24 protein-coding genes, 1 tRNA gene and 1 pseudogene are annotated in these 25172 nt (G+C 56.3%); 14 read left to right on the forward strand and 12 right to left on the reverse strand.

The genetic code is table 11. The annotated features are described in order from the left end of the window. Positions 1-352 precede the first annotated feature (352 nt). Positions 353-3445, forward strand: coding sequence for a ribonuclease E (gene rne / locus AS89_RS0102645; protein ID WP_029249735.1), 3093 nt, complete (start codon positions 353-355; stop codon positions 3443-3445). 121 nt (positions 3446-3566) lie between these two features. Further along, positions 3567-3654, forward strand: a tRNA-Ser gene (locus AS89_RS0102650). A 129-nt stretch (positions 3655-3783) separates the two neighbouring features. Here AS89_RS0102650 and AS89_RS16735 read toward each other — a convergent pair. From AS89_RS16735 to AS89_RS19035, 3 genes and pseudogenes are all read right to left on the reverse strand, one after another. After that, complete coding sequence (locus AS89_RS16735) at positions 3784-5100, reverse strand: low temperature requirement protein A (protein WP_081475653.1); 1317 nt, start codon at positions 5098-5100, stop codon at positions 3784-3786. Next, positions 5000-5731, reverse strand: coding sequence for a substrate binding domain-containing protein (locus tag AS89_RS17995; RefSeq protein WP_237709616.1), 732 nt, complete (start codon positions 5729-5731; stop codon positions 5000-5002). Before AS89_RS17995 ends, AS89_RS16735 begins: the two co-directional genes overlap by 101 nt. 87 nt (positions 5732-5818) lie before the next feature. Beyond that, positions 5819-5890 (reverse strand): annotated as a pseudogene (locus tag AS89_RS19035) (hypothetical protein); the annotation flags it as partial. 12 nt (positions 5891-5902) lie between these two features. On the opposite strand from AS89_RS19035, the gene AS89_RS0102665 reads away from it, so the two are divergent. Together AS89_RS0102665 and AS89_RS0102670 are read left to right on the forward strand one after the other, a co-directional pair. Further along, the gene (locus AS89_RS0102665; protein WP_237709623.1) at positions 5903-6652 is read left to right on the forward strand and encodes an SDR family NAD(P)-dependent oxidoreductase; all 750 of its coding nucleotides are present in this window, start codon (positions 5903-5905) and stop codon (positions 6650-6652) included. A 42-nt stretch (positions 6653-6694) separates the two neighbouring features. After that, positions 6695-7681 (forward strand): zinc-dependent alcohol dehydrogenase family protein, encoded by a 987-nt coding sequence (locus tag AS89_RS0102670; RefSeq protein WP_010130766.1) that lies wholly within the window; start codon positions 6695-6697, stop codon positions 7679-7681. A gap of 154 nt (positions 7682-7835) precedes the next feature. On the opposite strand, the gene AS89_RS16745 is transcribed toward AS89_RS0102670, so the two are convergent. After that, positions 7836-8843 (reverse strand): linear amide C-N hydrolase, encoded by a 1008-nt coding sequence (locus AS89_RS16745; RefSeq protein ID WP_081475654.1) that lies wholly within the window; start codon positions 8841-8843, stop codon positions 7836-7838. Positions 8844-8993: 150 nt separating this feature from the next. Beyond that, positions 8994-9650: a trimeric intracellular cation channel family protein gene (locus AS89_RS0102680; RefSeq protein ID WP_010130770.1), complete on the reverse strand. Its 657-nt coding sequence runs from the start codon at positions 9648-9650 to the stop codon at positions 8994-8996. 189 nt (positions 9651-9839) lie between these two features. Here AS89_RS0102680 and AS89_RS0102685 point away from each other — a divergent pair, with 189 nt between their 5' ends. The 10 genes from AS89_RS0102685 (at position 9840) to AS89_RS0102730 (ending at position 20100) form a co-directional block, all read left to right on the forward strand. Continuing rightward, positions 9840-10538: a TVP38/TMEM64 family protein gene (locus AS89_RS0102685; protein WP_010130772.1), complete on the forward strand. Its 699-nt coding sequence runs from the start codon at positions 9840-9842 to the stop codon at positions 10536-10538. Positions 10539-10611: 73 nt separating this feature from the next. Next, positions 10612-12855: a hypothetical protein gene (locus AS89_RS0102690; protein ID WP_010130773.1), complete on the forward strand. Its 2244-nt coding sequence runs from the start codon at positions 10612-10614 to the stop codon at positions 12853-12855. Continuing rightward, complete coding sequence (locus AS89_RS0102695) at positions 12852-14147, forward strand: glycosyltransferase (RefSeq protein ID WP_010130774.1); 1296 nt, start codon at positions 12852-12854, stop codon at positions 14145-14147. The genes AS89_RS0102690 and AS89_RS0102695 overlap by 4 nt, the downstream gene beginning before the upstream one ends. 12 nt (positions 14148-14159) lie before the next feature. Further along, the gene (locus AS89_RS0102700; protein WP_010130775.1) at positions 14160-16754 is read left to right on the forward strand and encodes an endonuclease/exonuclease/phosphatase family protein; all 2595 of its coding nucleotides are present in this window, start codon (positions 14160-14162) and stop codon (positions 16752-16754) included. Between the two features lie 233 nt (positions 16755-16987). After that, positions 16988-17665, forward strand: a complete 678-nt coding sequence (locus AS89_RS0102705) for a Bax inhibitor-1/YccA family protein (protein ID WP_010130776.1) — start codon at positions 16988-16990, stop codon at positions 17663-17665. Positions 17666-17803: 138 nt separating this feature from the next. Then, positions 17804-18196, forward strand: a complete 393-nt coding sequence (gene tusD, locus AS89_RS0102710; RefSeq protein WP_010130777.1) for a sulfurtransferase complex subunit TusD — start codon at positions 17804-17806, stop codon at positions 18194-18196. A 4-nt stretch (positions 18197-18200) separates the two neighbouring features. Then, complete coding sequence (gene tusC, locus AS89_RS0102715) at positions 18201-18560, forward strand: sulfurtransferase complex subunit TusC (RefSeq protein ID WP_010130778.1); 360 nt, start codon at positions 18201-18203, stop codon at positions 18558-18560. A gap of 1 nt (position 18561) precedes the next feature. Then, positions 18562-18843 carry a sulfurtransferase complex subunit TusB gene (gene tusB / locus AS89_RS0102720; RefSeq protein WP_010130780.1) on the forward strand — a complete coding sequence of 94 codons (282 nt, stop codon included), beginning with the start codon at positions 18562-18564 and terminating at the stop codon, positions 18841-18843. Between the two features lie 7 nt (positions 18844-18850). After that, positions 18851-19186 (forward strand): TusE/DsrC/DsvC family sulfur relay protein, encoded by a 336-nt coding sequence (locus AS89_RS0102725; RefSeq protein WP_010130782.1) that lies wholly within the window; start codon positions 18851-18853, stop codon positions 19184-19186. A 140-nt stretch (positions 19187-19326) separates the two neighbouring features. Further along, positions 19327-20100 (forward strand): OmpW/AlkL family protein, encoded by a 774-nt coding sequence (locus AS89_RS0102730; RefSeq protein ID WP_010130783.1) that lies wholly within the window; start codon positions 19327-19329, stop codon positions 20098-20100. Positions 20101-20469: 369 nt separating this feature from the next. Here the strand turns inward: AS89_RS0102730 and merA are convergent, their stop codons facing one another. The 7 genes from merA to AS89_RS19110 all read right to left on the reverse strand — a co-directional run bounded on the left by merA (position 20470) and on the right by AS89_RS19110 (position 25146). Next, positions 20470-21870 (reverse strand): mercury(II) reductase, encoded by a 1401-nt coding sequence (merA, locus tag AS89_RS16750; protein WP_010130784.1) that lies wholly within the window; start codon positions 21868-21870, stop codon positions 20470-20472. 93 nt (positions 21871-21963) lie between these two features. Beyond that, positions 21964-22239 (reverse strand): mercury resistance system periplasmic binding protein MerP, encoded by a 276-nt coding sequence (gene merP, locus AS89_RS18910; protein ID WP_010130785.1) that lies wholly within the window; start codon positions 22237-22239, stop codon positions 21964-21966. Positions 22240-22274: 35 nt separating this feature from the next. Continuing rightward, positions 22275-22613, reverse strand: a complete 339-nt coding sequence (locus tag AS89_RS0102745; protein WP_010130786.1) for a mercuric transporter MerT family protein — start codon at positions 22611-22613, stop codon at positions 22275-22277. A 58-nt stretch (positions 22614-22671) separates the two neighbouring features. After that, on the reverse strand, positions 22672-23076 hold the full coding sequence (gene merR, locus AS89_RS0102750) for an Hg(II)-responsive transcriptional regulator (RefSeq protein ID WP_010130787.1): 405 nt from the start codon (positions 23074-23076) through the stop codon (positions 22672-22674). 127 nt (positions 23077-23203) lie between these two features. After that, complete coding sequence (locus tag AS89_RS0102755; RefSeq protein ID WP_010130788.1) at positions 23204-24196, reverse strand: arsenic resistance protein; 993 nt, start codon at positions 24194-24196, stop codon at positions 23204-23206. Between the two features lie 71 nt (positions 24197-24267). Further along, positions 24268-24519 carry a cation transporter dimerization domain-containing protein gene (locus tag AS89_RS19105; protein WP_441295530.1) on the reverse strand — a complete coding sequence of 84 codons (252 nt, stop codon included), beginning with the start codon at positions 24517-24519 and terminating at the stop codon, positions 24268-24270. Positions 24520-24648: 129 nt separating this feature from the next. Further along, positions 24649-25146 carry a cation diffusion facilitator family transporter gene (locus AS89_RS19110; protein ID WP_441295531.1) on the reverse strand — a complete coding sequence of 166 codons (498 nt, stop codon included), beginning with the start codon at positions 25144-25146 and terminating at the stop codon, positions 24649-24651. Positions 25147-25172 lie beyond the last annotated feature (26 nt).

Consider the following 25172-nt stretch of genomic DNA (forward strand, 5'->3'; position numbering starts at 1 on the left):
CGCCGGTAACAACTAGACAACAAAGGGCCCAGCCACGAGCCGGCCCCAGAGTGGAAACGAATGTAACCCATGCCCGCCCCACACGGCAGGCAGCCAGGACCCGCCCAAAGAATCACACTGGGCCCGGACTGGCAGGATCTGAATACACCCGAACACTAAGGGGTATTCTGAGTTAAATCGGTATGCGGGCTGACCGCCGTGACCTCAATTGAAGGCACGCGCGCCTGGCCACATACACGAAAGCCGTGCACCCCCGCCCTACCCGGCGCCGGGCGAACACGGCGAAGCCACCAATGCCTGCGAGCTTCAGTGGTGTTTTACCTTTGCGTAAACGCAAGGAAAATACCTACGCATGAAGAGAATGCTGATTAACGCGACCCAGCCAGAAGAGCTGCGCGTTGCCCTGGTTGATGGCCAGTGGCTGTACGACCTGGATATTGAGAATCGCACTCGCGAACAGAAAAAAGCCAACATCTACAAGGGTAAAATTACCCGCGTAGAGCCCTCACTCGAAGCCGCTTTTGTCGACTATGGTGCTGAACGCCACGGCTTCCTGCCCCTGAAAGAAATTTCCCGCGAATACTTCAACAAACAGCCCAAAGATATTGAGGGCCGCATCAAGATCAAGGATGTGGTCAAAGAGGGCATGGAAGTTATCGTGCAGGTAGATAAGGAAGAGCGTGGCAACAAAGGCGCCGCCCTCACAACCTTTATCAGCCTCGCCGGCCGCTACCTGGTTCTGATGCCAAACAACCCGCGTGCGGGCGGCATTTCTCGCCGTATCGAAGGCGAAGAGCGCAGCGACCTGCGCGATGCCCTGTCCAGCGTGGACGTACCTTCCGGTATGGGCATCATCGTGCGCACCGCCGGCGTTGGCCGCAGCGGCGAAGAGCTGCAGTGGGACCTCAACTACCTGCTGCAACTGTGGACCGCCATCAAAAAAGAGGCGGACGAGTCCAAAGCGCCGCACTTCCTGTTCCAGGAAAGTAACGTCATCATCCGTGCGATCCGCGACTATATGCGCGACGATATCGGTGAAGTGATCGTTGATGAAAACGGTGCTTACCAGCTGGCCGCGGAGTTTGCCCGCCAGGTCATGCCGAACTACGCCAACAAGGTGAAGTTCTACGATGACAACATCCCGCTATTCAATCGCTACCAGATCGAAAGCCAAATCGAGACGGCCTTCGAACGCGAAGTGAAACTGCCATCCGGCGGCTCCATCGTGATCGATGTGACCGAGGCGCTGATCTCGATCGATATCAACTCCTCCCGCGCCACCAAAGGCGGCGACATCGAGGAAACTGCCCGCACCATCAACCTTGAAGCCGCTGACGAAATCGCTCGCCAGCTGCGCTTGCGCGACATGGGCGGCCTTGTCGTGATTGACTTTATCGACATGCAGAGCAAGTCGAGCCAGCGCGAAGTTGAAAAGCGCATGGAAAAAGCTCTGGGCATGGACCGTGCGCGCGTGCAGGTCGGCCGTATTTCGCGCTTCGGCCTCCTGGAAATGTCCCGCCAGCGACTGCGTCCTTCCCTGGGTGAAACCACCTTCCGCGTCTGCCCACGCTGTAGCGGCACCGGCACCATTCGCGGCACCAAGTCCCTCGCCCTTTCCATCCTGCGACTGGTCGAAGAGGAAGCGAAGAAAGAGCGCAGCGCTGAGATTCGTGCGATTGCGCCAGTGAATGTCGCCACTTACCTGCTGAATGAAAAGCGTAAGGCGATCTCCGACATCGAATCTCGCAATAACACACGTGTTGTTGTGGTACCGAATGCCGACCTGGAGACTCCGCACTTTGAGGTGCAGCGCCTGCGCGATGACGACTCCACCACCCTGGAAACCTCGTACAAGATTTCGGGTAGCATCGAGGAAGCAGTCGACAAGGCTGATGAAGAGCCTGCGCGCCCGGTAGCACAGCCCGCCGTGCAGCAGATCGCTCACACCGCACCGGCACCGACGCCGACTGCCAAGCCCAAGGCTAAAGAAAAGCCAAAGGCGAAGGCAGAAGCGAAGCCTGGCCTGTTCAGCCGTCTGATCAGCGCGATTGCCGGCCTGTTCGGCGGTGAAGACGAAGATAGCCGCAAGAAGCACAAGAAAGGCAAAGGCCGTGGTAAAAACTACCAGCAGCGCAATCGCAGCCAGCGCGGAGGTCGTGGACGCGGCCGCGGGAATCGCGGCAGAGGTCGTGACGACCAGCGCGGTGAAGAGCGTAAAGAAGACGGTCGCAACAAACGCGGCGATAAGCGCCGTGAAGACGGTGACGCCGTAGAAAGTGCACGCGACAACAAACGTGATCAGGGCCGTGACAATGCACGCGGTGGTGAAGGCCGCGAGGGTCGCGAAGGCGGCCAGCGTCGCAGCCGTCGTCGTCGCGGTGGCGATCGCCGCAACGACCAACAAACTGCCGTTGCCGATGTCGACGTAAACAATCTGGAAGCTGCAGAAGGCACCGAGTCTGGTGAAGAGCAGCAGCGTCCATCCCGTCGCCCGAGCAATGTGCGTGGCCGTCCACAGCCCCGCCGCCGTGGTCGCCGTGGCGCTGATCAGGCGCAACAGTCTGCGGATAGCGAGACTGCCTCCGCGCCTGTAGCAGCCAAGCAACCTGAAGCGGAAGCAGCCAAGGCCGAGCCAACCGCACCGGTAGAAGCCAGTGCAGAAGCGAAAGCGGAAAGCCGCGGCGAGCGCTCAGAGAAGCCGCGTCGTCAGCGCAAGCCGCGTCCGCCACGCGCCGAGCAGGAACAGCAGGGCCGTCAGCCAGAACCGGTCGCAGCCGACGTGGCGCAAGCGAAAGCTGAAGCTAAAGTTGAAACGAAAGTAGAAGCTAAGACTGAAGCTAAGACTGAAGCCAAGGTTGAAACCAAGGCTGAGCCGGATGTGGCAGCGCAAGCTCTCAAGCAGCGCGCGAGCGAGGTAAAAGCAAAAACACCGGAAACCCATGTTGAAGGTGATTTCCTTGCAGATACGCCGGCAGAAAGCGCGACTCAGCGTGCCGAAGCCGTAGCCCCACAGGTGGCGCCTGCCGAGGAAGCGAAGCCGGTAACGGAAGCTGCGCCTAAGGAGGAAGCGAAGCCTGAAGCAGCGGCTGATGAGACCACCACTGAGAGTGGAGCACCTGCCGCAGCCCAGGAGACGGTAGAAGTTTCCGCAGCGGTAGAAGAAGTCGTCGAGGAACAGGCAGCACCTGCCGCATCCGTGGCCGAGGCGGAAGCGCCTGTTGCGCGCACGGAAGCTGGCGGCAAATCGACCCGTGCCAGTAACGACCCGCGCGTCAATCCGAAACCTCTGGTTGGCCTGGAGGTTGTCACCAAGCAACTGGAAGTCGGTGAGCTGCGTCCGCTGGATACCGCGCAACCGGCAAACATTGATCACAGTCCACGTGCACTTGCGCGCCCGGCAAATGATCCGCGTGTGCAACGCAATAGCGAGGTAGCCGAAGGCTAAGCGCTCAGTAACAGCAGAGAGTTAGCTGTTCAAAATTGCAGCTAACTCTTTGAAGTTACTAAAAAAATTCGGATCGCACTTGTACCTGCAAAACAGCTCGGTATAATGCGCCGGACAAATTGGTGGGATGGCTGAGTGGTCGAAAGCGGCGGTCTTGAAAACCGTTGAGTGTAACAGCTCCTAGGGTTCGAATCCCTATCCCACCGCCATACAAAAAAGCCCGGCCTTGCGCCGGGCTTTTTTATGCCTGAGTTTCCAATCCCCGCCCAGCAGGCCCGGCCGTACCAGTCCGCGCACAAAAAACTTTCGGGCTCCAGGTTTCATCGAATTGCAGTTCGCTAGGCGCTACTCCCCTGCTCCGGGTGCGCACGCAGCCGCAGCATGAGGCATAGCGCCAGAACCAGCGTAAGCCAGACAATACCGTTGGGTAACCAGCCACACGCGATAAGAAACGGTACCGCGACCAACATAATCCAGCAGCGGCTATCTTTGACGGCGAACTGGTCTCGAACCAACCACAATCCCAACACATACACAGACACCGCAGCAGACAGGGTGATAGTCGCCAGCCTCGTCACTCCCTGCCCACCACCAAGTTGCGCGACTGCAACCACCAATCCCGCGCCCACCGCCGCACCACCTGCAAAAATAAGGAAATGGCCGTACGCCCAGACAAAAACACGCGTCAGTTTTTCCGATGCCAGATGGCCATCCACAGAGAAATAAAGCCACCACATACAAAACGCGAGCACAGCGCCACAGCAGAACACCAGAAGATAGTCGCCCCAGAAGCCTGAGTGGATCGCCTCGGTGAGCGCTTCACTGCTGCCGAGCAATACCTCGCCCAGTACAATAATGTTCAAGAGCCCAAATCGCTCCACTATATGCTGCCGATGCCATTGGGTAGAGCCAACTTTCTCGCCGAGGAACGGAATCAACATTTCCAGAGTGATCCCCACTGCGAAAAGCAAAGTGAAGTGGTCGTAATCGTGGGGAACAAGAAATACGAGCCAGGCCCAATACACCTGCATAATCACCTGGCCACCCGCATAGATCAGGGCGGTATTTCGATACTCACGCTTCGCCCATGCAACCCGCAGCCATAACGAAGCAAATGCCAGCCGCATGATGAGATAGCCGCAAAACATATAGCGCAGGTCACGATCTTCAAAAAATCCCGGCGCGCTGGCGGCGATAAACAATGCCCCCAGCATCAGTACCATCACCGTAATGCGATACCCGACGTCGTCGTTATCGAAGCTCGATGCAAACCAGGTAAACAGGTTCCACGGCCACCACACACACCAAAACACCAACAGAAATTTAATAACCCCTTCCTGCCAGTGCCCATCCGCAATCGCATGCCCCAGCCCGTGTGCCGCTGCTGAAATTGCAATCACAAATACCAGGTCAAACAGCAGCTCTAGCTGTGTTGCTGCCCGATGGGCCTCCGCTTTGTCCCGCGGTAACAGAGGCCTGAAATATTTTTGCGTACGAGATTCAGTCAAATTATCTAACCTGAATTTGGAGGCTTGTTGAGCTCTACTGGCCTGGCTATTGGCCGATTTTAGCTCCACTCCCTGGAGACTGATGATTTGGCGTTGTAACCTCCCAGTACGGCGGCTCACCGTAAAAGCCCGCGAGGAAATCAACAAACGCTTTTACTTTCAACGCGAGTAAGCGAGACGAAGGATAGACTGCCCAAATTGAGGTATCTGACACGGAGGGGTAGTCCGTCAGAATCTCAACTAGTTCTCCGCTGGCCAGCTGCTCATAGACACACCAAGCTGAACTTTGTGCAATCCCGAGACCCGCAACACAGGCATCTCGCACCACCTCACCGTTGTCGGCGCGCAATACGCCCGACGTCTTGATGCGCACTGCACCCGTTCCTTCAGCGAGCTCCCAGGTATCCAGGCCGCTAAGATGAAGACATCGGTGCTGTTCCAAATCCCGCGGAGATTCGGGAGTACCGTATTTTTCGAGATAGGAAGGCGCCGCACAGACGATCCGTCGATCCGTCGCCAGCTTTCTTGCGATCAGTGACGAGTCCAGTAGCTTCGCGTTGCGTATCGCAACATCAATGCCCCCCTCCACCAGATCGACCATCGCATCGGATAACCGCAGGTCCACGCGTAGGTTTGGGTACTCCGCCATAAAATCGGCCAGCGCTGGCACCAAATGCATACGCCCAAAGGATGCGGGCGCGGCAATTCTGAGCACGCCGCTGGGCATGGTGCGCGCGGAGCCGACAGAAGCCTCGGCGGCCGCTACGCTTTCCAGCACGTCCTCGGCATGGGGCAGGAGCGCTGCCCCCTCCTCCGTAAGAGATACTTTACGTGTGGTGCGATTGAGCAGCCGTACCCCAATACTCTCTTCCAGTTTGTTCAGATGCGCACTGGCAACCGCCGCCGACAGGCCGAGCTCCTTGCCCGCCTGACTGATATTGCGTTCGGCCTGGAAACGGCAAAGCTATTTGCGAAAAACGGCCATGAAGTGATTCTGCACGGTCGCTCTCAGGAAAAGCTGACCGCGGCAGAAGAAGCGATCAAGGCGGACACACCGGATGCGATTGTCAGCGGCTTCATTGCCGACTTCTCAAACGTACCGGCGGTCAACGCGTTTGCGGACGAGATAGTCTCCCACTTCGACCACATCGATGTGTTGATCAACAATGCAGGAATACTTCGTACCAGCCACACGACCACCGCAGACGGTCTGGATATCCGCTTTGCGGTAAACACTATCGCCCCATGGGTGCTCACCCAGCGACTATTGCCATTAATTGGCAAAACGGGTCGTGTGGTGAACCTCGCTTCCGCCGCTCAGGCAGGCGTGGATACCGCTGCGCTTCTCGGCAAGAAGCCGCTTGATGCGATGGATGCCTACGCGCAAAGCAAACTCGGACTGATCCAGTGGTCCAGACATCTGGCTAATGCACTCGGCAACGAAGGTCCGGTGATTATTCCGGTCAATCCCGGCTCGCTGCTTGCCACCAAAATGGTGAAAGAAGGCTTCGGCGTCGCTGGTAAATCCACCAGCATTGGCGCGCAGGTGTTGGTCGACGCAGCCCTCTCCGGCACCTTTGCTAATGCCTCCGGCCGCTACTTCGACAATGACATAGGCCAGTTTGCCGACCCGCATCCCAGCGCATTGGATGAAGCGCAGGTGCAAGAAACCATGCGCATCCTTAAATCACTTGTTTGAACACACCCAATTACCGACTCATGGACGATTCAGGAGCCCGACATGAAAGCAATGATTATTAATTCTTACGGCGCGAGCGATGTATTTGAGCTTGCCGAAATTGCCACGCCCAGCGCGGGGCCGGGGCAAGTTTTGGTCAAAATCGCCGCGACCAGTGTCAACACCGTCGATACTATGATCCGGCAGATGGGCAAGGAACTGCCGCTATCCCCCGACCTGCCCGCCATCCTAGGGATGGATTTTGCTGGAACCGTAGAAGCGGTTGGTGAAGGTGTGGACGCCTTTGCCATCGGCGATGAAGTCTATGGATGCGCCGGTGGGCTTGCAGACATTCCCGGCGCACTCGCCAAGTACATGGTTGCAGATGCCAGGCTAATCGCACTGAAACCAAAATCCGCTTCCATGCATGAGGCAGCCGCCCTGCCGCTGGTCGGCATAACCGCCTACGAAGGTTTAACCCGCGCTGGCGTATCTCAAGGTCAGAAAGTACTGGTGCACGGTCGCTCTGGCGGTGTTGGGCATGTCGCGCTACAAATCGCCAAGGCGTTTGGTGCGGATGTGTACTCCACTGGTGGCGGCACCAAGCAATTGGCGCTCATCGAGGAGCTCGGCGTTACGGGAATCAACTACGTGGACGAGTCGGTGGAAGCCTATGTGGCGAAACACACGGATGGTATCGGCTTTGATGTGGTGTTCGACTCCGTGGGTGGAGCTAACCTCACAAATTCCTTCGAAGCGGCCGCGCTCAATGCACAGGTAGCGACCACTGTGTCGATGGTGGAGCTGGACCTCACTCCCATGCACTTTAAAGGGCTGTCGTTGCATGTTGTGTTTATGTTGATCCCAATGCTGCACGATCACAAACGTGAAGAGCACGGAGTGATTCTGCAGGAGCTCGCCAAGCTAGTGGACGATGGCAGCTTGCGCCCTGTGGTAGATGAAAATACCTTCACGCTGCAAGAGGCTGGCAAAGCTCACGACCATTTAACCAGTGGCAAAGCCATCGGCAAGGTTGTGATCAACCTATAGTTCACGCCGATAATGCACCTGCATCAACAATTGTATACTTGGGAACTCTCCGCCTCGTCCTTGTCAAATTTTGGCTAATTGTCAGGCGAGAAGCTCCCAGCTAAAACCACACAACGATGTTCAAATATCGAAGGTGAGCTCGTAAGAGTGTTTCCTAAGCCGCGGCCTTCCACTCCACCACCGTTCCGGCTTCTTGGAAGGTTACCGACTCTGCGGGTGTGAACTTGCCAGAGACCTCCCCGGCCGCCTCCAGATCTGACGCAAGGTCAAACATCAGAACCGGTGCCCCTTCCGACAGGTCGAGCTTTTCCATGTCAATCCACACGACATTCGGCAAGCGTGAGAACTCAAAGTAGTAACGCTTGTTGGTTAGATCACTGACGGATTGCCATTGTGTTGGAGAAACATTCGGTTGCACAGGATCGACATACCCCAGGGGGGTTGCCATGTTGCGCATGACACTCAAAACACCGGCCACTGCCTCCTGATAGGAAGCTGGTTGTTCGGGTAGGGTGTTCAGATAATAGGCACCACGCGCAAATCGATCCTCCGCCTCTGCGCTACCGGGCAGTGTTTTTTTGCCGCCAAGGCCCTGATACTGTTTCATCAGCACCAACTGCTCATCGTAAACCGGGGAATTCGTCATCACGCGATACTGGGCGCCGTGATGAATCACCGGTTTGCCGTGCAGAATCTCGATGATCGCCGAATCCCCCGATGCGTCTGACACGCACATATGCATGGGAGAATCGACATGATCTCCGCGGTGCACAATCTCCACTGGGCGTATCTGCATTGCACGCGTGGCTGCTACGACTTCATCAACGGTGGCAAAACAATCGAGGTAATACTGAACCCACTCAGAAATAGAGAGCCCTGGCAGGTCCTCTTCGCGCGCTCCATACTCCGCCTCCGCCAGGTACAGTAGCCGCACCGAGAGGCCCGCTTCGTTGAGCCCGTCTGCCGTGGCACAGTCCCAGATGACGGCACCGATGCTCCCGTACCGGGAAGTCCACTGCAAAGTGTTACCGTCGGTCAAACCCTCACGCTCTGCCCCGCGCGGGAAAACATACAACTTTGTTCCCATCTGTTCGGTCCAGTCCATATTACGACCCACAATGACTGGCTGTCCTTTTTGGGTCCAGAGAATTGTCGAACACATAAGGCCTCACCCCACAATCAATTCGAGAGAAAATTGTCCACCACCACCTCCCTCGCTACGGGCGTAGTTCGGCCTGATAAGAATATTGTCGTGGGCAGAGTCGTCCAAACCGAGGTTTGGCGCAGGGTAAGCGTGAGCGCCCGGCCCACGCTACTTTTGAGACTCCTTGCTACCGATTGGTCGAGTGAGCAGGAAATCTGGTACGTACAAGTGCCAGTGAATGGCGGCGCCGCGCAGGCAGAAGATCAGCAACATACTGAAGGCACCTACGGTAAGTCCGGCAGTGGGAAATATCGCATGCAAGGAGACATACGTGACGCAACCCAGGGTGACTGGTACCGCGTACAGTTCTTTGCGCATAAGCAGGGTGTCATTACCGGCGAGTACATCCCGCAGCAACCCCCCGCCAATCGCCGTAATAACACCAAGAAGAACTGGGCCCAGCGGCTGGGCAAACGACAAGTCCATGGTTTTCTGGGCCGCCTGCACCGCGAACAAGGCGACTCCCGCAGCATCGAGATACAACATGGCCCGGTAGACTTGTCGACCGGTCATTTGCTTATTGGCAATGAATGCCACCAAGCTCGCTGCCAGCGCCACCCATATGTAGTTCAGGTCCTGGGACCAGAAGACCGGCACATCCAGGATCAGATCTCGAATGGTCCCCCCTCCAATGGCGGTAATTACCCCCATTACGAGTGCGCCAAATAAATCGATGCGCTTTGGTGCCACAGCCGCAACGGCGGTCGCCGCAAACGCGACGGTTCCCGCCATGCCAAGTAGGTACTGCAGCTCTGCAACTGTCATCAAAATCCGTCACTCTATCCGTTTATCGCCGTACGAAAGCCCAAAGTTTAGAACGACCGCCTCTCGGACCATGCTTTAGGAACACTCCGTCTCTCCGACATCCGGCCTGCAGGCAAAATGTGCGCAAAATTCGACTAGGCTAAGAGAAAGCCGCGCCTTTTCGGGGCGCGCTCCTCACGGGATGAAGATATGAAGGGGAAGCACGCCTCAGCGCTCTTCCTGGCGGCTTGTGTCGCCGGTGTGTGTATTGGTCTGGGAATAATTTACTACTTCGACCTCGACGAACAGATTCTCGAAATCTTGCAGTGGCTTGAGGATCAGGGCTGGCAGGCCAGCCTGTTGTTCATCCTGATTATGGCAGCGGCCATTATCTGCCTGGCGCCTGGGGTGATTTTTACCATGGGTGCTGGATTCGTATTCGGAGTAATAAAAGGCACAGTGCTGGTTGTTGCTGGCACAGTGCTGGGTGCGGGTATTGCGTTTTTGATTGCACGCTACCTTTTTGGCAAGCGGCCGTCCGAGTGGGTGATGTCCAAGGTCAAGCCATCCAATATTGGTGATGTCATACGCGATGAAGGCTGGCGCATGATCATGTATACGCGACTGGTGCCACTGTTCCCATTCAAACTATCCAACTATTTCTTTGGGCTCACGCCCGTGCGCTTCAAGGACTTTCTGCTGGGCAACTTCCTGGGCATCATTCCACTTACCCTCACCAACGTTTATGTAGGCTCGATTGCTTCCGACCTAACGACGCTCGGAAGCAGCGAAGTGGAAAGAACGCCCGTTGAATGGGCACTGTACGCAATGGGTTTCATCCTGGCGATTGTGGCCCTGGTCGGCCTGACCCGGATGGCGAAACGCGCCCTTGCGCCGTTGAAGCAATGAACATCGTGTGCGTGGCGCCACAGCAAAATGCGCGGTGATACCTGAATCTAGCGACGAACGGAGGTGGACACGAATGCCCTGGATGAAATGGCTACCCTGGCGGTTCTTCGTGCGCAAGTTTGCGACGTCCCACGGCTTCCTCGACCCTCTGGCGGTCATGGCGCGCATGCAGCGTTTTGCCGAACCGTCGGAAGTTAGCGAGCCTATCGAGTTACTGCGGGCTGGCGTAATTTTTCATGCCCGGGCACTGATGAATAGCAAGGTGATCCAGCACAACCTGGATTGGGTGTGGCCCTACTGGATCGAACGTCAGTTCGACCCCGCAGATATCTCCTTTATCCCCCGTGCATTCTCGATTACCCACTGTAATCTCAGCCACCGTAACTGGACAGCCGTCGGCGTACCCGGGAGCGAAGAGATGCCCATCGTCGACCCCAGGGGCCTATTGACCCCGCACTACGACAGTTGGTCGATCGATGCCTGGATCATCGGTGATGACGGGGAAAACCTGTACCCATCGCAACGGGATGATGTGACTCAGCGCCTGCGGCTACTCGACGGTGTCGCCGTGGCAACCCAGTCGGGTACCGAAGAATGCAGTTTGCTCAGCCGTGTCTGGGCGGAACTCGACGATCACAACAACAACTGCCATATGCGCCTGAAGGCCAGCCACAGCAGTGGTGGCTGGCTTGTGGTCTCCCTGAGACCGTGCAATCCGGAAGGCGTGGCGTTTATCAATAAAATATCGCTGCAAGGCAACCGCGATCAGTGGCTGGTGGACGGCAAAGATCGCATTCTGTTCGACAGGCCCATGGATAGGCATCACGCATCGGATTACAAAAAAGGGGATATATCCCTGTACTTGCGCGACGATACCAATGAGACACATGCGGAGTGCGATGTGGGCATGGCCACGGCGGCTGCGCTGTTTCGGATTGAGCCAGGCCAAACCCTCGATACGCTTGTCACCATCCCGCAGCACTGCCCGCTGAACCGCCGCAATGCGCCGCCGGGTTGGCGGGCAAATCTCGACAAGCACTGTGCGATGAGCGTGCCCGATGAAGAAATGCAGTTTATGTACGATGCTGCAATACGTACGCTGATTCTCCATTCGCCCCACGACGTGTATCCGGGGCCGTATACCTACAAACGATTCTGGTTCCGTGATGCGGCCTTTATGATCCAATCGCTGTTGCATGCCGGTTTGCTCGACCGGGCTGCAAAGGCGCTGGAGCGGTTTCCGACGCGGCAAAAACGCAACGGGTATTTTCATTCCCAGGATGGCGAGTGGGACTCAAATGGCGAAGCGCTGTGGATTATCGATCAATACTGCCGTATGACCGGGCAAAAGCTGAAGCCCGAATGGCTTGACCCCGTGCTACGTGGCGCACACTGGATCAACAACAAGCGCCTGCCGAAAGATGGCAGCCTCACTGGCGGTTTGTTACCTGCCGGGTTTAGCGCGGAACATTTGGGACCAAACGACTGTTACTTTTGGGATGATTTTTGGGGAATCGCTGGCCAGCAGGCAGCGGTCGCGATCTGCCAGCGCGAGGGAAATACCCAAGACGCGGAGACCTTTCAAAGCCACGCCGATGATTTCATGTTAACCGTCGACGAAGCCTTGCAAGGTTGTGCAGAACGGCTCAAACGCCCGGCAATGCCGGCGTCGCCAAAGCGGCGGCTGGATGCTGGGGCCATCGGTTCCATCGCTGCGGGTTACCCGCTCAAGCTGTACGCCCCTGAAGACCCTCGCCTGCTCGACCTCGTGGACTTCCTACTGGAGAAATGTTTTGTCTCCGGCGGATTTTTCCAGGACATGATCCATTCGGGAATCAATGCCTACCTGACAATTCATGTGGCTCAGGTATTGTTGCGTGCCGGTGACCCGCGCTGTATTGAGCTTATGCGGAATACGGCAAAGCTTGCCTCACCCACCGGCCAGTGGCCGGAAGCCATTCATCCCCACTCTTTCGGCGGTTGTATGGGTGACGGGCAACACGCATGGGCGGCCGCAGAATGGGTCACCATGCAGCGCAATTGTTTTGTGCGCGAAGAGGGCGACAAGCTGATTCTGGCATCCGGATTACCACCAGAATGGCTAAATGATACGGAAGCCAAGCGTCCTATTCTGTTTGGCCCCGCGCCCACCCATTTTGGTACCATCTCGCTCGAGATTACGCCGGGGCAACACCCACGGGTTGCCTGGACCGGGAACTGGCATGACATCCCGCCAACAATAGAAGTCCGGGCCTTTGGCTACCACCCAGTGGTTGTGGATCCCGACGCAGAAAACGTGGAGCTCAAGCCACTGTGAATATCGTTATGCTCACCAACACCTACCTGCCTCATGTTGGTGGTGTTGCGCGGTCGGTTGCCGCGTTTTGCCGGGAATATCGCCGGCAAGGCCACAAGGTTCTGGTGGTCGCGCCAGATTTCCCGGAAAAGATCGAAAATGAAATGGACGTGGTGCGCATCCCCGCGATTCAGAATTTCAATGGCAGCGATTTCTCAGTAGCGCTGCCACTCTCCGGTGAGCTCAGCGAACGGCTGGATTTCTTCGAGCCGGATCTCGTACATTCTCACCACCCTTTTTTGCTGGGTATGACAGCACTGCGCATCGCGCGTGGCCGTGAGCTCCCGTTGGTTTTCACCCACCATACGCTGTATGAACGCTACACCCACTATGTGCCTGCGGATTCCGAGGCACTGAAACGTTTCGTCATCGAGTTGGCCACACGCTATAGCAACCTCGCCAGCATGGTGTTCGCACCCAGTGAGAGTGTTGCCGAGCTACTGCGCGCGCGCGGCGTGAAATCACCCGTAGGGGTTGTCCCCACCGGGGTACAGTTAGAGGACTATCGCGACGGTGACGGTGCCAGGGCGCGAGCTCAATATCAGATCCCGCAGGACGCGTTCGTAATCGGTCATTTGGGCAGGCTTGCGGAAGAAAAAAATCTCGAATTCCTGTCGGAAACGGTAGCGGAATTCATGCACCGCAACGCAAACAGCCATTTTATGGTGGTCGGTAGCGGCCCACTAAAAACACGTGTCGCGGAAATTTTCGCGGAACAAGGCCTGTCGGATCGTCTGCACCTGACCGGAATCCTGCAGGGTGATGCGCAGCGTGACGCCTACAGTGCGATGGACGTGTTTGGTTTTACCTCGACCAGCGAAACCCAGGGCATGGTGCTGACCGAGGCCATGGCCGCAGGCACTCCGGTGGTGGCGCTGGACGCAAGCGGTGTGCGTGAGGTGGTGGACGATCGGTTTAACGGGCGGTTGATCCTGCAGCACTGCCAGCGAGAACTGCTTGCGGGATTACAATGGGTATTCGACCTGGAGCCCTCTGAGCGCGACAAGCTAAGAGAGGCCGCGTTAGAAACCGCCGAACGCTTTTCCATGGAAAACTGTGCCCGCGCCGCCCTCTCCCATTATCAGTCTCTGGTCCATCAGCACTGGCCATTGGACGACTCGCTCTACGCCCAATGGATGCGATTGCGCAACACCATTGGCGCACAGTGGGAAATACTCGAAGGCGTGACCGGTGCTGCCACTGCGGCACTGGAAAATGCTGGCAAAGGCAAACCTCAACAGGCCAACGATTAGGGAACCCAGCGTATGTTAACCCGCATCGCCACTCGTCTCCGCAACTGGCGCCGCCGCGTCAGCCGCAGTGAGTGGCTGGCACGTACGCTCAAGCTGCAAATCAACGAGCGTGAGCCTGAAGCGCCTGCGCTGGTACTTATTCAGATCGACGGACTGGCACGCCTGCAGCTGGATCGCGCATTAGCCGAGGGCAAGATGCCCTTCCTGAACAAACTGATCAAAAACGAACACTACCACCTCGACCATATGTACTCCGGCGTGCCGGCGACCACACCGGCGGTACAGGCAGAAATATTTTATGGGGTTAAATGCGCAGTGCCCGCGTTCGGGTTTATGTCGACAGACTCCCAGGAAATGCTGCGGATGTATGAATCCAATGCGGCAACCAAGGTCGAGGGCAGCCTGACAGAATCCGGTAACGAACCGTTACTGCAGCACGGTAGCTGCTATGTCAGTGTATTTCGTGCGGGGGCCGAGCATGACGAGGCACACTTCTGCCCTGCCTCTCAGGGCTGGGGGCCTTCGCTGAAGGAGGCCGGCCCCAAGGCGCTGATCCTGATGCTACTGGTGAATCTTTGGAGCCTTATCCGTACCGCCGGCCTGCTTTTTCTCGAGTTTTTCTTATCCGTGGTGGATTTCTTTCGCGGACTGACAAGCGGCCAGGACTTTTTGCGCGAGTTGATGTTTATACCAACGCGTATCGCCATCACGATACTGATGCGCGAGCTGTCTACCGTGGGGGTAAAGATCGATATCGCACGCGGTTTACCGGTCATCTACATTAACTTGCTCGGTTACGACGAACAGGCGCACCGGCGTGGTCCAAGCTCCGCGTTTGCCCATTGGACGCTGAAGGGAATCGACGATGCGATTGCCCGGATCTGGCGTGCAGCGCACCGCTCTTCCCGTCGCCACTATGATGTCTGGATCTACTCCGACCATGGCCAGGAGGACAGTACGCCGTATGAGACCTTGCATGGCCGCAGCTTCGCCGATGCGGTAAGCGATGCGCTCTCGGAACTGCCGGAAAGCCCCAGTGGTTACCGTTCCAGCTCCAATCAAGGCATACAGCTGCAACGTGTCCGCCTCTTCGGTGGCCAGTGGGTACAAAAGCTGTTTCCAGTAAAGGTCACCGAAGACCAGCAGGAAGGCGACGCACCCATGGCCCTGTCTGCCATGGGCCCACTGGCGCTTCTGTATAACATCCACTGTACCCATACGCCGCCTGCCGAGATCGCACGCATCATCGTCGAGAAAACCGACGCGCCGATGATCCTCTACGAAGACAAGGAATCCACGGAAATCGACGCCGAGGGTAACGAGGTCACCAAGATTCGAGGCTGGTGGCGACACGGGGCCTTGACGCTCCCGGAGGATGGCGCAAAGGTTCTCGGTGCCGATCATCCATTTCTCGACGAGGCCATCGAGGACCTGGCAAACCTGTGCCGTCACCCGGATGCCGGTGACTTCGTGGTGAGTGGCTATTGCGCGGGCCTACCGAGCATCACTTTTGCCATCGAGTCCGGTAGCCATGGCGGTGCCGGCCCCAACGAAACCCACGCGTTTGCGCTGATGCCCGGTGACATCCATTTTCCGGAGAACGGGCGTGGTCATTGGCGACCCCGTGATATCCGCAATGCCGCGCTGAAATTCCTGCGGGCGCAACCAGCGCAAAATCTCAAGTCTCCGCCTGCGGTCACCACGGCCGCCGATGTGCAGCCATCCACCGCGGAAAGCGCGCCCGTTGCGGATGTCAAAGCCACTGCCATAGCGCACCCGGATACGGCAGCTAGCACAACAGCTAATACCTCAGCTAAGCCTTCCAAACCGCATGCCCTGCGCGTGATGACCTACAACGTCCATATCTGTAAGGGCATGGACGGTAAGCTCTCGCCGGAGCGCGTGGCACGGGTTATTGCGCGTTACTCACCGGATATTGTTGCCCTGCAGGAAGTGGACGTGCGCCGCAAGCGCACCGGCGACGTCGACCAGGCACGACAAATCGCCAAACTGCTATCCATGGACTTTCATTTTCAGCCAGCGATGCACCTCGAAGACGAGCGCTACGGGGATGCGATCATGACCCATCTTCCCGTGCGCCTGATCAAAAAAGGAATCCTGCCAGGACCGCCGGAAAACTCACGCTTCCGCAACAGTGCGGAGCCGCGCGGTGCACTGTGGATGGAGATCGACTTCCACGGCACACCGATACAGATGTTCAACACGCACCTCGGGCTGTCCAAAGGTGAACGGCAACGTCAGGTGGATGCCCTGCTGGGCGAAGACTGGCTTGGCAATGCAGCGTGTCGCGACAAACCCCGAATACTGGTTGGCGACTTCAACGCCCTGCCCGGCGCCGCAGAAATCAAGAAACTGACTGGGGTACTGGATGACGCACAACTGATACTGTCCGGTCATAAACCCAAGGGCACATTTTTTAGTCGCTTACCAAAGGCGCGCATTGACTACGTGTTTGTCGAGCCGGGGCTGCGGGTCAGTGACATTCATGTACCCCGCAGCGAGCTAACCCGCCTCGCATCCGACCACCTGCCCCTGATCGTCGACATCAAGGTGCCAGTCAAACCGCCGCCTCCGCCCAATGCCTAGGCGGCCCCAGTCAGCCACAGACCCACTCAGCCCATTGAAAAAGCCCACATTCGCCCATAAATCTCGCTTTATGTGGCCAGATCTTGTCCAGCAACGGCATTTCCGAGAGGCTGACATTGCGCGCTAAATTTCCTCAAGATTCCCGTTTTCAGCGAACCTCACGACTACTTGAAGGTCAAAAGCACTGGTTATATGATCACATCAGATTATCTATTCAATAGCAGGAGACGCTAATGCAGCCCGAAGTTTATACACAGTCCCGAGCGGTCGACCGCTTGGAGTCCGCCAAAGTTCTGCGCAATACCTACGCACTACTGGCTATGACTGTTCTATTCAGTGCAGTCACGGCTGGCGTTTCCATGGCAATTGGCATGGGGCGCGGTACGGGCATCATCTGCTCCATCGTCGCTCTGGGCCTGATCTGGTTTGTACTGCCGCGCACCGCGAACTCAAGCACCGGCATCGGTGTGGTCTTCGCCTTCACCGGTCTGCTCGGTGCTTCCCTGGGGCCGATCCTTAACTACTACGTGTCTGCTGGCAGTGGCCAGGTGATCATGCAGGCGCTCGGTACTACCGCGCTGATCTTCTTCGCGCTGTCTGCCTACGTTCTGACCACCCGCAAAGACTTCAGCTTTATGGGCGGCTTCCTGTTCGTCGGTCTGATTGCGGTACTGGTTTGTGCCGTGGGCATGATGATCGCGAGCTTCTTCGGCGTATACATGCCGCTGGCGAGCGTAGTACTGAGCGGTGTTATCGCCCTGCTGTTCTCCGGCTTTATCCTGTACGACACCAGCCGTATCGTGAATGGTGGTGAGACCAACTACATCATGGCAACCACCTCTCTGTACCTGAGCATCCTGAACCTGTTCACCAGCCTGCTGCACATCTTCGGCTTCGCTTCCGACGACTAATCAGCGCGTTGACCCGGTTCAACCCTCGGTTCAACAAATGCCCCGCTTCGCGGGGCATTTTTTTGTCGGTATGCCACCCTTTGCTTAGCTCTCTGCCTGAATTCGGGCATCACACTCACGCACCAGGTACACACGCCCATGCAATTTACCCTTGTGGTTTACGGCGCACCCCATAGCTCAGAAGGTGCCGCTACCGCACTCCGCTTCGCACGGGCGGCCCTTGCCACTGGCCACAGTATCTATCGGGTGTTTTTCTATGCCGATGGCGTGCACAACGGCAGTGCCCTCGCCGCGCCTCCGCAAGATGAGCAGGATTTGCTCGGACAGTGGCAGTCCCTGCAACAGAGCCACGCGCTCGATCTCACCGTGTGTATAGCGGCAGCCCAACGCCGCGGGCTACTGAGCGAGTCCGAAGCGAATCGTCTGGAGAAGCCGAGCGCCAACCTTGCCGATGGTTTTACCCTCGCCGGTCTCGGGCAACTGGCCGAAGCGGCGGCTGTCAGCGACCGTCTGATCAGCTTTGGAGGCTAACACCATGGCAAAATCCATCCTTGCCCTGTGCCGACACGCACCCTACGGCAATGCGCTCGCGCGCGAAGGGCTCGAGGCAATTCTGGCCTGCGCCGCCATGGACCAGGTTCCATCCGTGCTATTCAGCGGTGATGGCGTGTACCAGCTGCTGGAACAAGACCCGGTGGCGATTAATGAGAAGAGCCTGCGACGGAATCTGCAGGCCTTGCCGATGTTTGGCATAGAGCACATCCATGTATGCAGGAAAAGCGCTGATGCACGGGGAATTGCTGCCGACACGCTGCAGCTTGCTGGGGCGGAGATTGTTTTGCTGGCCGACACCGGCCCCTTTATTCGCGGCTTTGATCAGGTACTGAGCTTTTAACATGACCCTTCACATCATTAACCAATCCCCTTTGGGGGGTAGCGCCCTACAGGATTGCTTAGGTTCCTTTGTTGAAGGAGACGCACTACTGCTGATCGAAGACGCCGTCTATGCCGCGGCCTCTCCCGCTGAGCATAAGCTGCCACAGGGTCAAGTCTTTGCATTGGCGGCCGATGCGCAGGCACGCGGTGTAACACTGGCTCAAGCCGTAACAGGCATCGATGAAACCGCGTGGGTAGATTTGTGCGTAGCGCACACACCCATCGTTAGCTGGTTCAGGTAAGTTGTTGATGGACAATCTGGTAATCGAAGGGCGCGAGATCGCGCTCGACAAAGAAGGCTTTCTGCGCGACCTGAACGATTGGAACCCGCAAGTGGCCGCCGCGCTCGCGACCCGGGAAAACATCGAACTCACGCAGGACCACTGGGACGTGATTACGTTACTGCGCGATTTCTATCGGGAGTTCGAACTGTCTCCGGCGATGCGCCCTCTGGTGAAGTATGTCGGGCAACACCTGGGTCAGGAAAAAGGCCGTAGTATTTTCCTAATGCAACTCTTCCCGCCGAGCCCAGCCAAAATAGGCAGCAAGATCGCCGGGCTCCCCAAACCCACCAATTGTTTGTGAGCGTAAAAGTATTTAACGCAAACACTTCTACCCGGATACGATTTTGGCACCTAAGTTGGTCGTATTTCCCATAAGTTAAATAGTCCCGTATTACACTTTTTACTCAACAGGTATACAAGGAGTTACCTCAAGTGAAAAGGATGTTGAAATTTTTGCCTATTCTGGCGCCGCTGACATTGGGATTGAGTGGCGTCGCCTCGGCGGGCCCACTCGGCCTGACTGGACCACAGGATTTTATTGTCCGTGCGGGCGGATACTATATTTCCCCGGGTGATGACACAGTTAGCTTCGTCGATGAAACGCTCGAGTTTTCCGATGCCTTCCGTGCTAATGTGGACCCTGGTTCCGAGTGGGGTTGGTTGATCAACTTCGAATGGAAACCGCATGAGCATTGGGGTATCGAGCTCGCCTATATGGATGGCGACAGCCACTCAAGCAGCCATGCTGACAGCTATTTCACACTCGGCTTCGATGATGTGGAATACCGCAATGTCACAAATTTTGATGCCGATATCAGTACCCTAAGCCTCAAGTATTACCCACTTGATGAGACGTGCCTGGTTCAGCCCTACATCGGTGGTGGCATTAGCTACACCGAGTTCGGTTCAACCCGCCTTAGCCGTGCCGTACGGCGGGACTTAGCCGACGTTGGTCTACGTGGCAACTTCGGCTTAGGTTCCTCTTGGGGCTATACGTGGCAAGCCGGTATGGATTTCAACTTCGGGCGCGATAGTGCCTGGCTAGTAAACGTTGCCGCGGTGTATACGCGAGCCGACACCGATATGCGGCTACAGGTTTTCGACGACGTACCGCCACCCCCGGACCTAGAACCGATCTTTGAGTCCTACTCCGGCGACTACATCTATGATCCATGGATGTTCAATTTGTCAGTGGGATATAAATTTTCCTTCTGATACGTTTAGTTCGGCAGATTGAATTGGGCGCTACGGCGCCCTTTTTTTGGCCTGTGCAATACAGTTCGCCGCGGACCCACCCAGCGCTAGAGTTCCCGCTGTACGGCATGCTGTACCGAAACCTGTAGCGAATCAAAAGCTCTCACCTAAGCAAAATGCAAAATCACTCGACGGGCGCCCGCATGATAGCGGTGTTCCCAAAAAAAATACACGTTAGTGACAAAATGCCTGACATTTTCCCAGCCCTTGATTTTCGGGAGGGTTCCGTATATTCGTTTTGTCAGGTTGAGTTGCTTAAAAACAACGGTATCCACCCACTTTGAATTGTCAGGTGCGAAGAAGGTTTCTGATCGACGCCCAAGACAATAATCAGCCAGCACAGCAGGACAAGCGCTTCACATCACCAGCGAACGTCTGCGCGCAAAGCTTCAACCCCTCTGCCATCGTCAGGTAGGGAAATAACTGGTCTGCGAGCTGCTCTACTGTCATGCGATTGCGTAGCGCCAAGGCCGCAGACTGGATCACCTCCCCACCTTCATGGGCTAAGATCTGGACGCCCAGCAGCCGCTGGCCACCCGCTTCAACCACCAATTTGATAAAGCCGCGGGTATCAAAGTTGGCCAGCGCCCGCGGTACATTTTCCAATGTCAACACACGGCTGTCTGTTTCGATACCGCATAAACGGGCGTCTTGCTCAGACATGCCTACAGTGGCAACTTGAGGATCGGTGAAAATAACAGCCGGCATGGTTGAGGTATCTAGCCGAGCGTTGCCGCCGGTCATGTTTATAGCCGCGCGAGTGCCTGCCGCCGCGGCTACGTAGACAAACTGAGGCATATCACTGCAGTCGCCGGCGGCAAAAATATGCGGTATTGAAGTGCGCAAAGCGTCATTCACACGTACGACACCACCGGGCCCGATCTCGACACCAATACCATCAAGATTCAACCCGCTGGTGTTCGGGTTTCGGCCCGTAGCTACTAGCAATCGGTCGCCATGAATTTCGCCACTGTTGGTTTCGAGTATAAACTCACCCTCTTTGTGAGTAACGCGGCTGGCCTCAGTCTGTTCCAGCACGCGAATACCCTCTCCCTCAAACACACGCGTGAGCTCTTCTCCCAGAAGAGGGTCTTCGTTTCGCAACAGTGTGTGCCTCGCCAGTACCGTCACCTCTGAACCCAGGCGGCGATAGGCCTGGGCCAGCTCTACAGCTACCACTGACGCTCCGATCACGAGTAGGTGTTGCGGCGCATCTTCGGCAAACACCGCATCATCAGAAGTCCAATATGGCGTTTCCGCCAGGCCATTGATTGACGGCAACGTCGGTTGGGCCCCAGAGGCGATCAAAAATTTATCCGCGCGCAACGTTTGCTCAGTGCCGTCCGAGCTTCGCACGGATAGTGTGCGGGCATCGCAGAATCTCGCACGGCCGCGCAGCAGTGTTATGTTCGGGTTCTCATCGAGAATGTTTTGGTACTTGGCTTGACGCAACTCTTCCACCCTGTCTGATTGCTGGCGGATCAGCAGCGCACGATCTATTTGTGGCTCATGGCTTTGAATGCCCGTAAATGGAGGACGCCGCTGCTGCTCGGCCAGTTGGGCTGCGCGGATCAGTATTTTTGAGGGCACACAACCGACATTGACGCAGGTGCCGCCAATGACTTTGGCGTCCTCCACCAGGGTAACTTGAGCACCCCGATCGACGGCTTTAATGGCACAAGCGAAGGCGGCGGAACCACTGCCGATTATTGCGATGGAAACTGATTGCATGGGATGTCTTTCACTTTTTCAGTCGGGCATTGCAGGGATGCTGTGCTAGGGATACACCGTCGATAAGGTGTCCTAAGTGTTCCCCTCTTCCCACTACTCTATGGTGGTGGACGGGAAACCTGCGTTAGTAGTGGCCTCGACAAGCGCATCAACACTGGTCAAGTCATCGTCAAAGATCACCACCGCACGCTTATCGTCGTAGTGCACCTCCGACTGACTCACGCCCTCCACCTTGTCCAGCGCCTTTTTAACGGTGATCGGACACATGGCACAATTCATGGTGGGTAGATCCAATGTCACAGTGTGCGTTTCCGCTTCTGCAGACAGACTGACACCGATCAAACACAGAGCGATTAGAGTATTTTTCATGGGGTTTCTCCTTAAAGTCGACACAAGATATATATTCAGACCAACCAGGGGATCCAGTAATTGCTGGTCACCAGCAACGCTGCTGTCAGCGCAGCCAGTACAAAGATAAGCTGGCGCCGCCTGCGCACCTCGGGGCGTGCGCAGGCGGCGCCCTCCGCGCAGGGCCCGAAAACCTTCCAGCCCGCCCAGCCGAATAGTGCCAGCACTGCCAGAATGAATAGTGGACGGTAGGGTTCCAGGAGCGTCAGATTACCGATCCAGGCACCGCTGATGCCCAGAGTGAGCAACACGAAGGGACCAGCGCAACAAAGCCCTGCGCCAATGGCCGCGACGATGCCGCCGATAAGGGGAATTTTGGGGTTGTTATTGGGCACGGTTTCTCTTCCTGGGAAACTTATACCGGGAGCTTAGAAGCCGTACCACAGTACGGTGTCAAGTATCTGGCTGTAGCGCCTCGACAATGGGGCAAGGAGCACTGTCACGGTTGCGCCTGCAACTACGAACGAGCCTGTCGAGAACGCCTTCAAGTCGTTTCAGGTCGATGATCTTGGCCTGTATCGCAATGAGCTTTTCCTCCGCGAGAGCCTGCACCTCTGAACACTGCCCACCATCCAGAGCTAACAGACTATCAATCTCCTGCAGAGTGAAGCCCAGCTCTTGCGCACGCTTGATAAACATCAGCCGCTCCAAGGTATCACCGGAGTAAATTCTATGGCCCTGTTCAGGTTTGGTGGGCTGAATGATCAACCCTCGACGCTCGTAATAGCGCACAGTTTCCACGTTTACCCCAGCAGCCTGCGCCAGCTGGCCAATGGTCATCGACTTATTACCAGCCATAATTGCGTAAACTCCTTCCCCAACTCACGTTGGGCAATAAAGACATTAAAGGCAAAGAGTAAAATTCACCATCCTCAGAATTCCCACTCACCCCGCTCGCCATCAATTGAAAATAGGGCAGTTGATATCAATGCTTCATGTCTGCCACCGAGTGCTGTGAACCATATTCTGGAATCATACGTTGAGGTACCCAGCGCAAATAGGCCAGCATTCCGAATAACTCAACCAGTGATTGGAATACAATAACAACAACAGCCGCGCGCCAGGCATCTGGTAACGATAGAGCCAGAGGTAACATTACAAAAGAGTTTCGAGTACCGAGGCTGAACGTGAGGGTCCGGCCGGCGGCGGGAGTCAATTTGAATAGACGGTAGAGCAACTTGCCGGAGAACGCTGCCGCCACTAGATATACGACAAATACCACAAGTACTGGCCACAGCAAGGCGCCATTTTCGAGTACGAGGCGAACTTGGGAGCCGGCGATGAGAAATACCACCAGCGCCAGCAATGGTACCGGCAACCAGCCCAGCCGATCGACAAACGTCCGTGCTAGAGATCGCTGTTCCGCCCATCGTTCAGTTAACCAAGCCAGAATTAGAGGTACAACAATCAATCCAAAAAAAGCCGGCAGCAGATGACTACTGACGGCCAGCTCTATCGCCAGGTTGCCCATAAATAGCCAGATATAAACTGGAAGCAGTGCGAGCTGCGCGATCAATAGCACGGGGGCCGCGGCAATTGCCCGGGCGCTGTCACCCCGGCCGAGATGAGTAAAGCTGATAAACCAATCCGTACAGGGTACCAGCAGCACCATAACCACACCGAGGCGAACGGCGGGATCATAACCCCGTAGCAAAAGTAGCAGTACGCTGACAACCAGCGGCACCAGAATAAAGTTGCCCACCAGTAACGCCGTCAGAAAGCGGCGATCGCGGAACGCCGAAGCCAAATGGATCAATGGTACCTGGGTAAAGGTGGTATACAACAGGACGCCCAGGACTGGCCATAGCCATAATTCCCAGGTCTCCGTCAACTCTGGAGACCTCCAGCCAATGAACATTCCGGCAAGGATGACAACGAGGTAAATCCAGACTTGGCGCTGTTCCAGTTTTTCGCGCATAGAGTAATCTACCCTCCCTAAAGACAGAGCCAGTGCACACGGCCTTGCCAAAAAATGGGTGAATCACCCTTTCACCGGCTGCCGTCGCGACACCGCTCTTCACTGAGTTCAAACTCGATTGTTGTATGTTCCAGTTCGTAGCTGGCCAGTCGTTCACTTATCCTATCTTTGAGTGCCTGGTGGTTGTCGATGTGTGTTTCCGGGTCCAGTACAACATGGGCAGTGAGTACATGGTGCTCCCCATCCAGTGACCATAAGTGCAGGTGGTGTACCTCGCTAATACCATCAATGTCCTTTAGCTTTTGGTTAATCTCTTCCCTCATGCCTCGATCAGGAACACCCTGAAAAAAGAGCTTTGCGGTAACCCATAGATTCCTGCCAACATTGAAGAGGATAAACAGCGTAAACCCTATCGACAGCAATGGATCTAGAATCGGCCATTCAACAAATTGCTATGTCACAGCGACGATCAATACCGCCACCCAGCCCAGTACATCTTCCAGCAGATGCCAGTTCAACACCTTTTCGTTCAGGCTAGTGCCTTCACTGAGCCGGTAAGCAGCGAATCCGTTCACTGCCACACCGAAAACGGCCAATAGAATCATCCCCTCGGTGACCGGCATTTCTGGATCTGCAAGACGGGGAATGGCTTTTCCCAACACCCAAATAGAACCGGCAAGCAGCACCACCCCATTGAAGAAGGCACCGAATAGCGATAGACGCCGGTAACCGTAGGTAAATTCGCTATCAGAAGACTTGCCACTCCAGCGGTTCAACAGCCAGGCAGTGCCGATAGAAAGGCTATCACCCAGATCGTGAACAGCATCCGCCATGATCGCGGTGCTGTTGGTGAGTAAGCCACCGATAAACTCGATGACTGTAAATCCGACATTCAGAAAAAAGGCGAGACCTATACGTCGTGAGCTGGACTCGCCGTCATGCTTGTGCATCTTCCCTCCCGATTCTCAAGTCGCGC

This window comes from Microbulbifer agarilyticus S89, from assembly GCF_000220505.1.
GTDB lineage: Bacteria > Pseudomonadota > Gammaproteobacteria > Pseudomonadales > Cellvibrionaceae > Microbulbifer > Microbulbifer agarilyticus_B.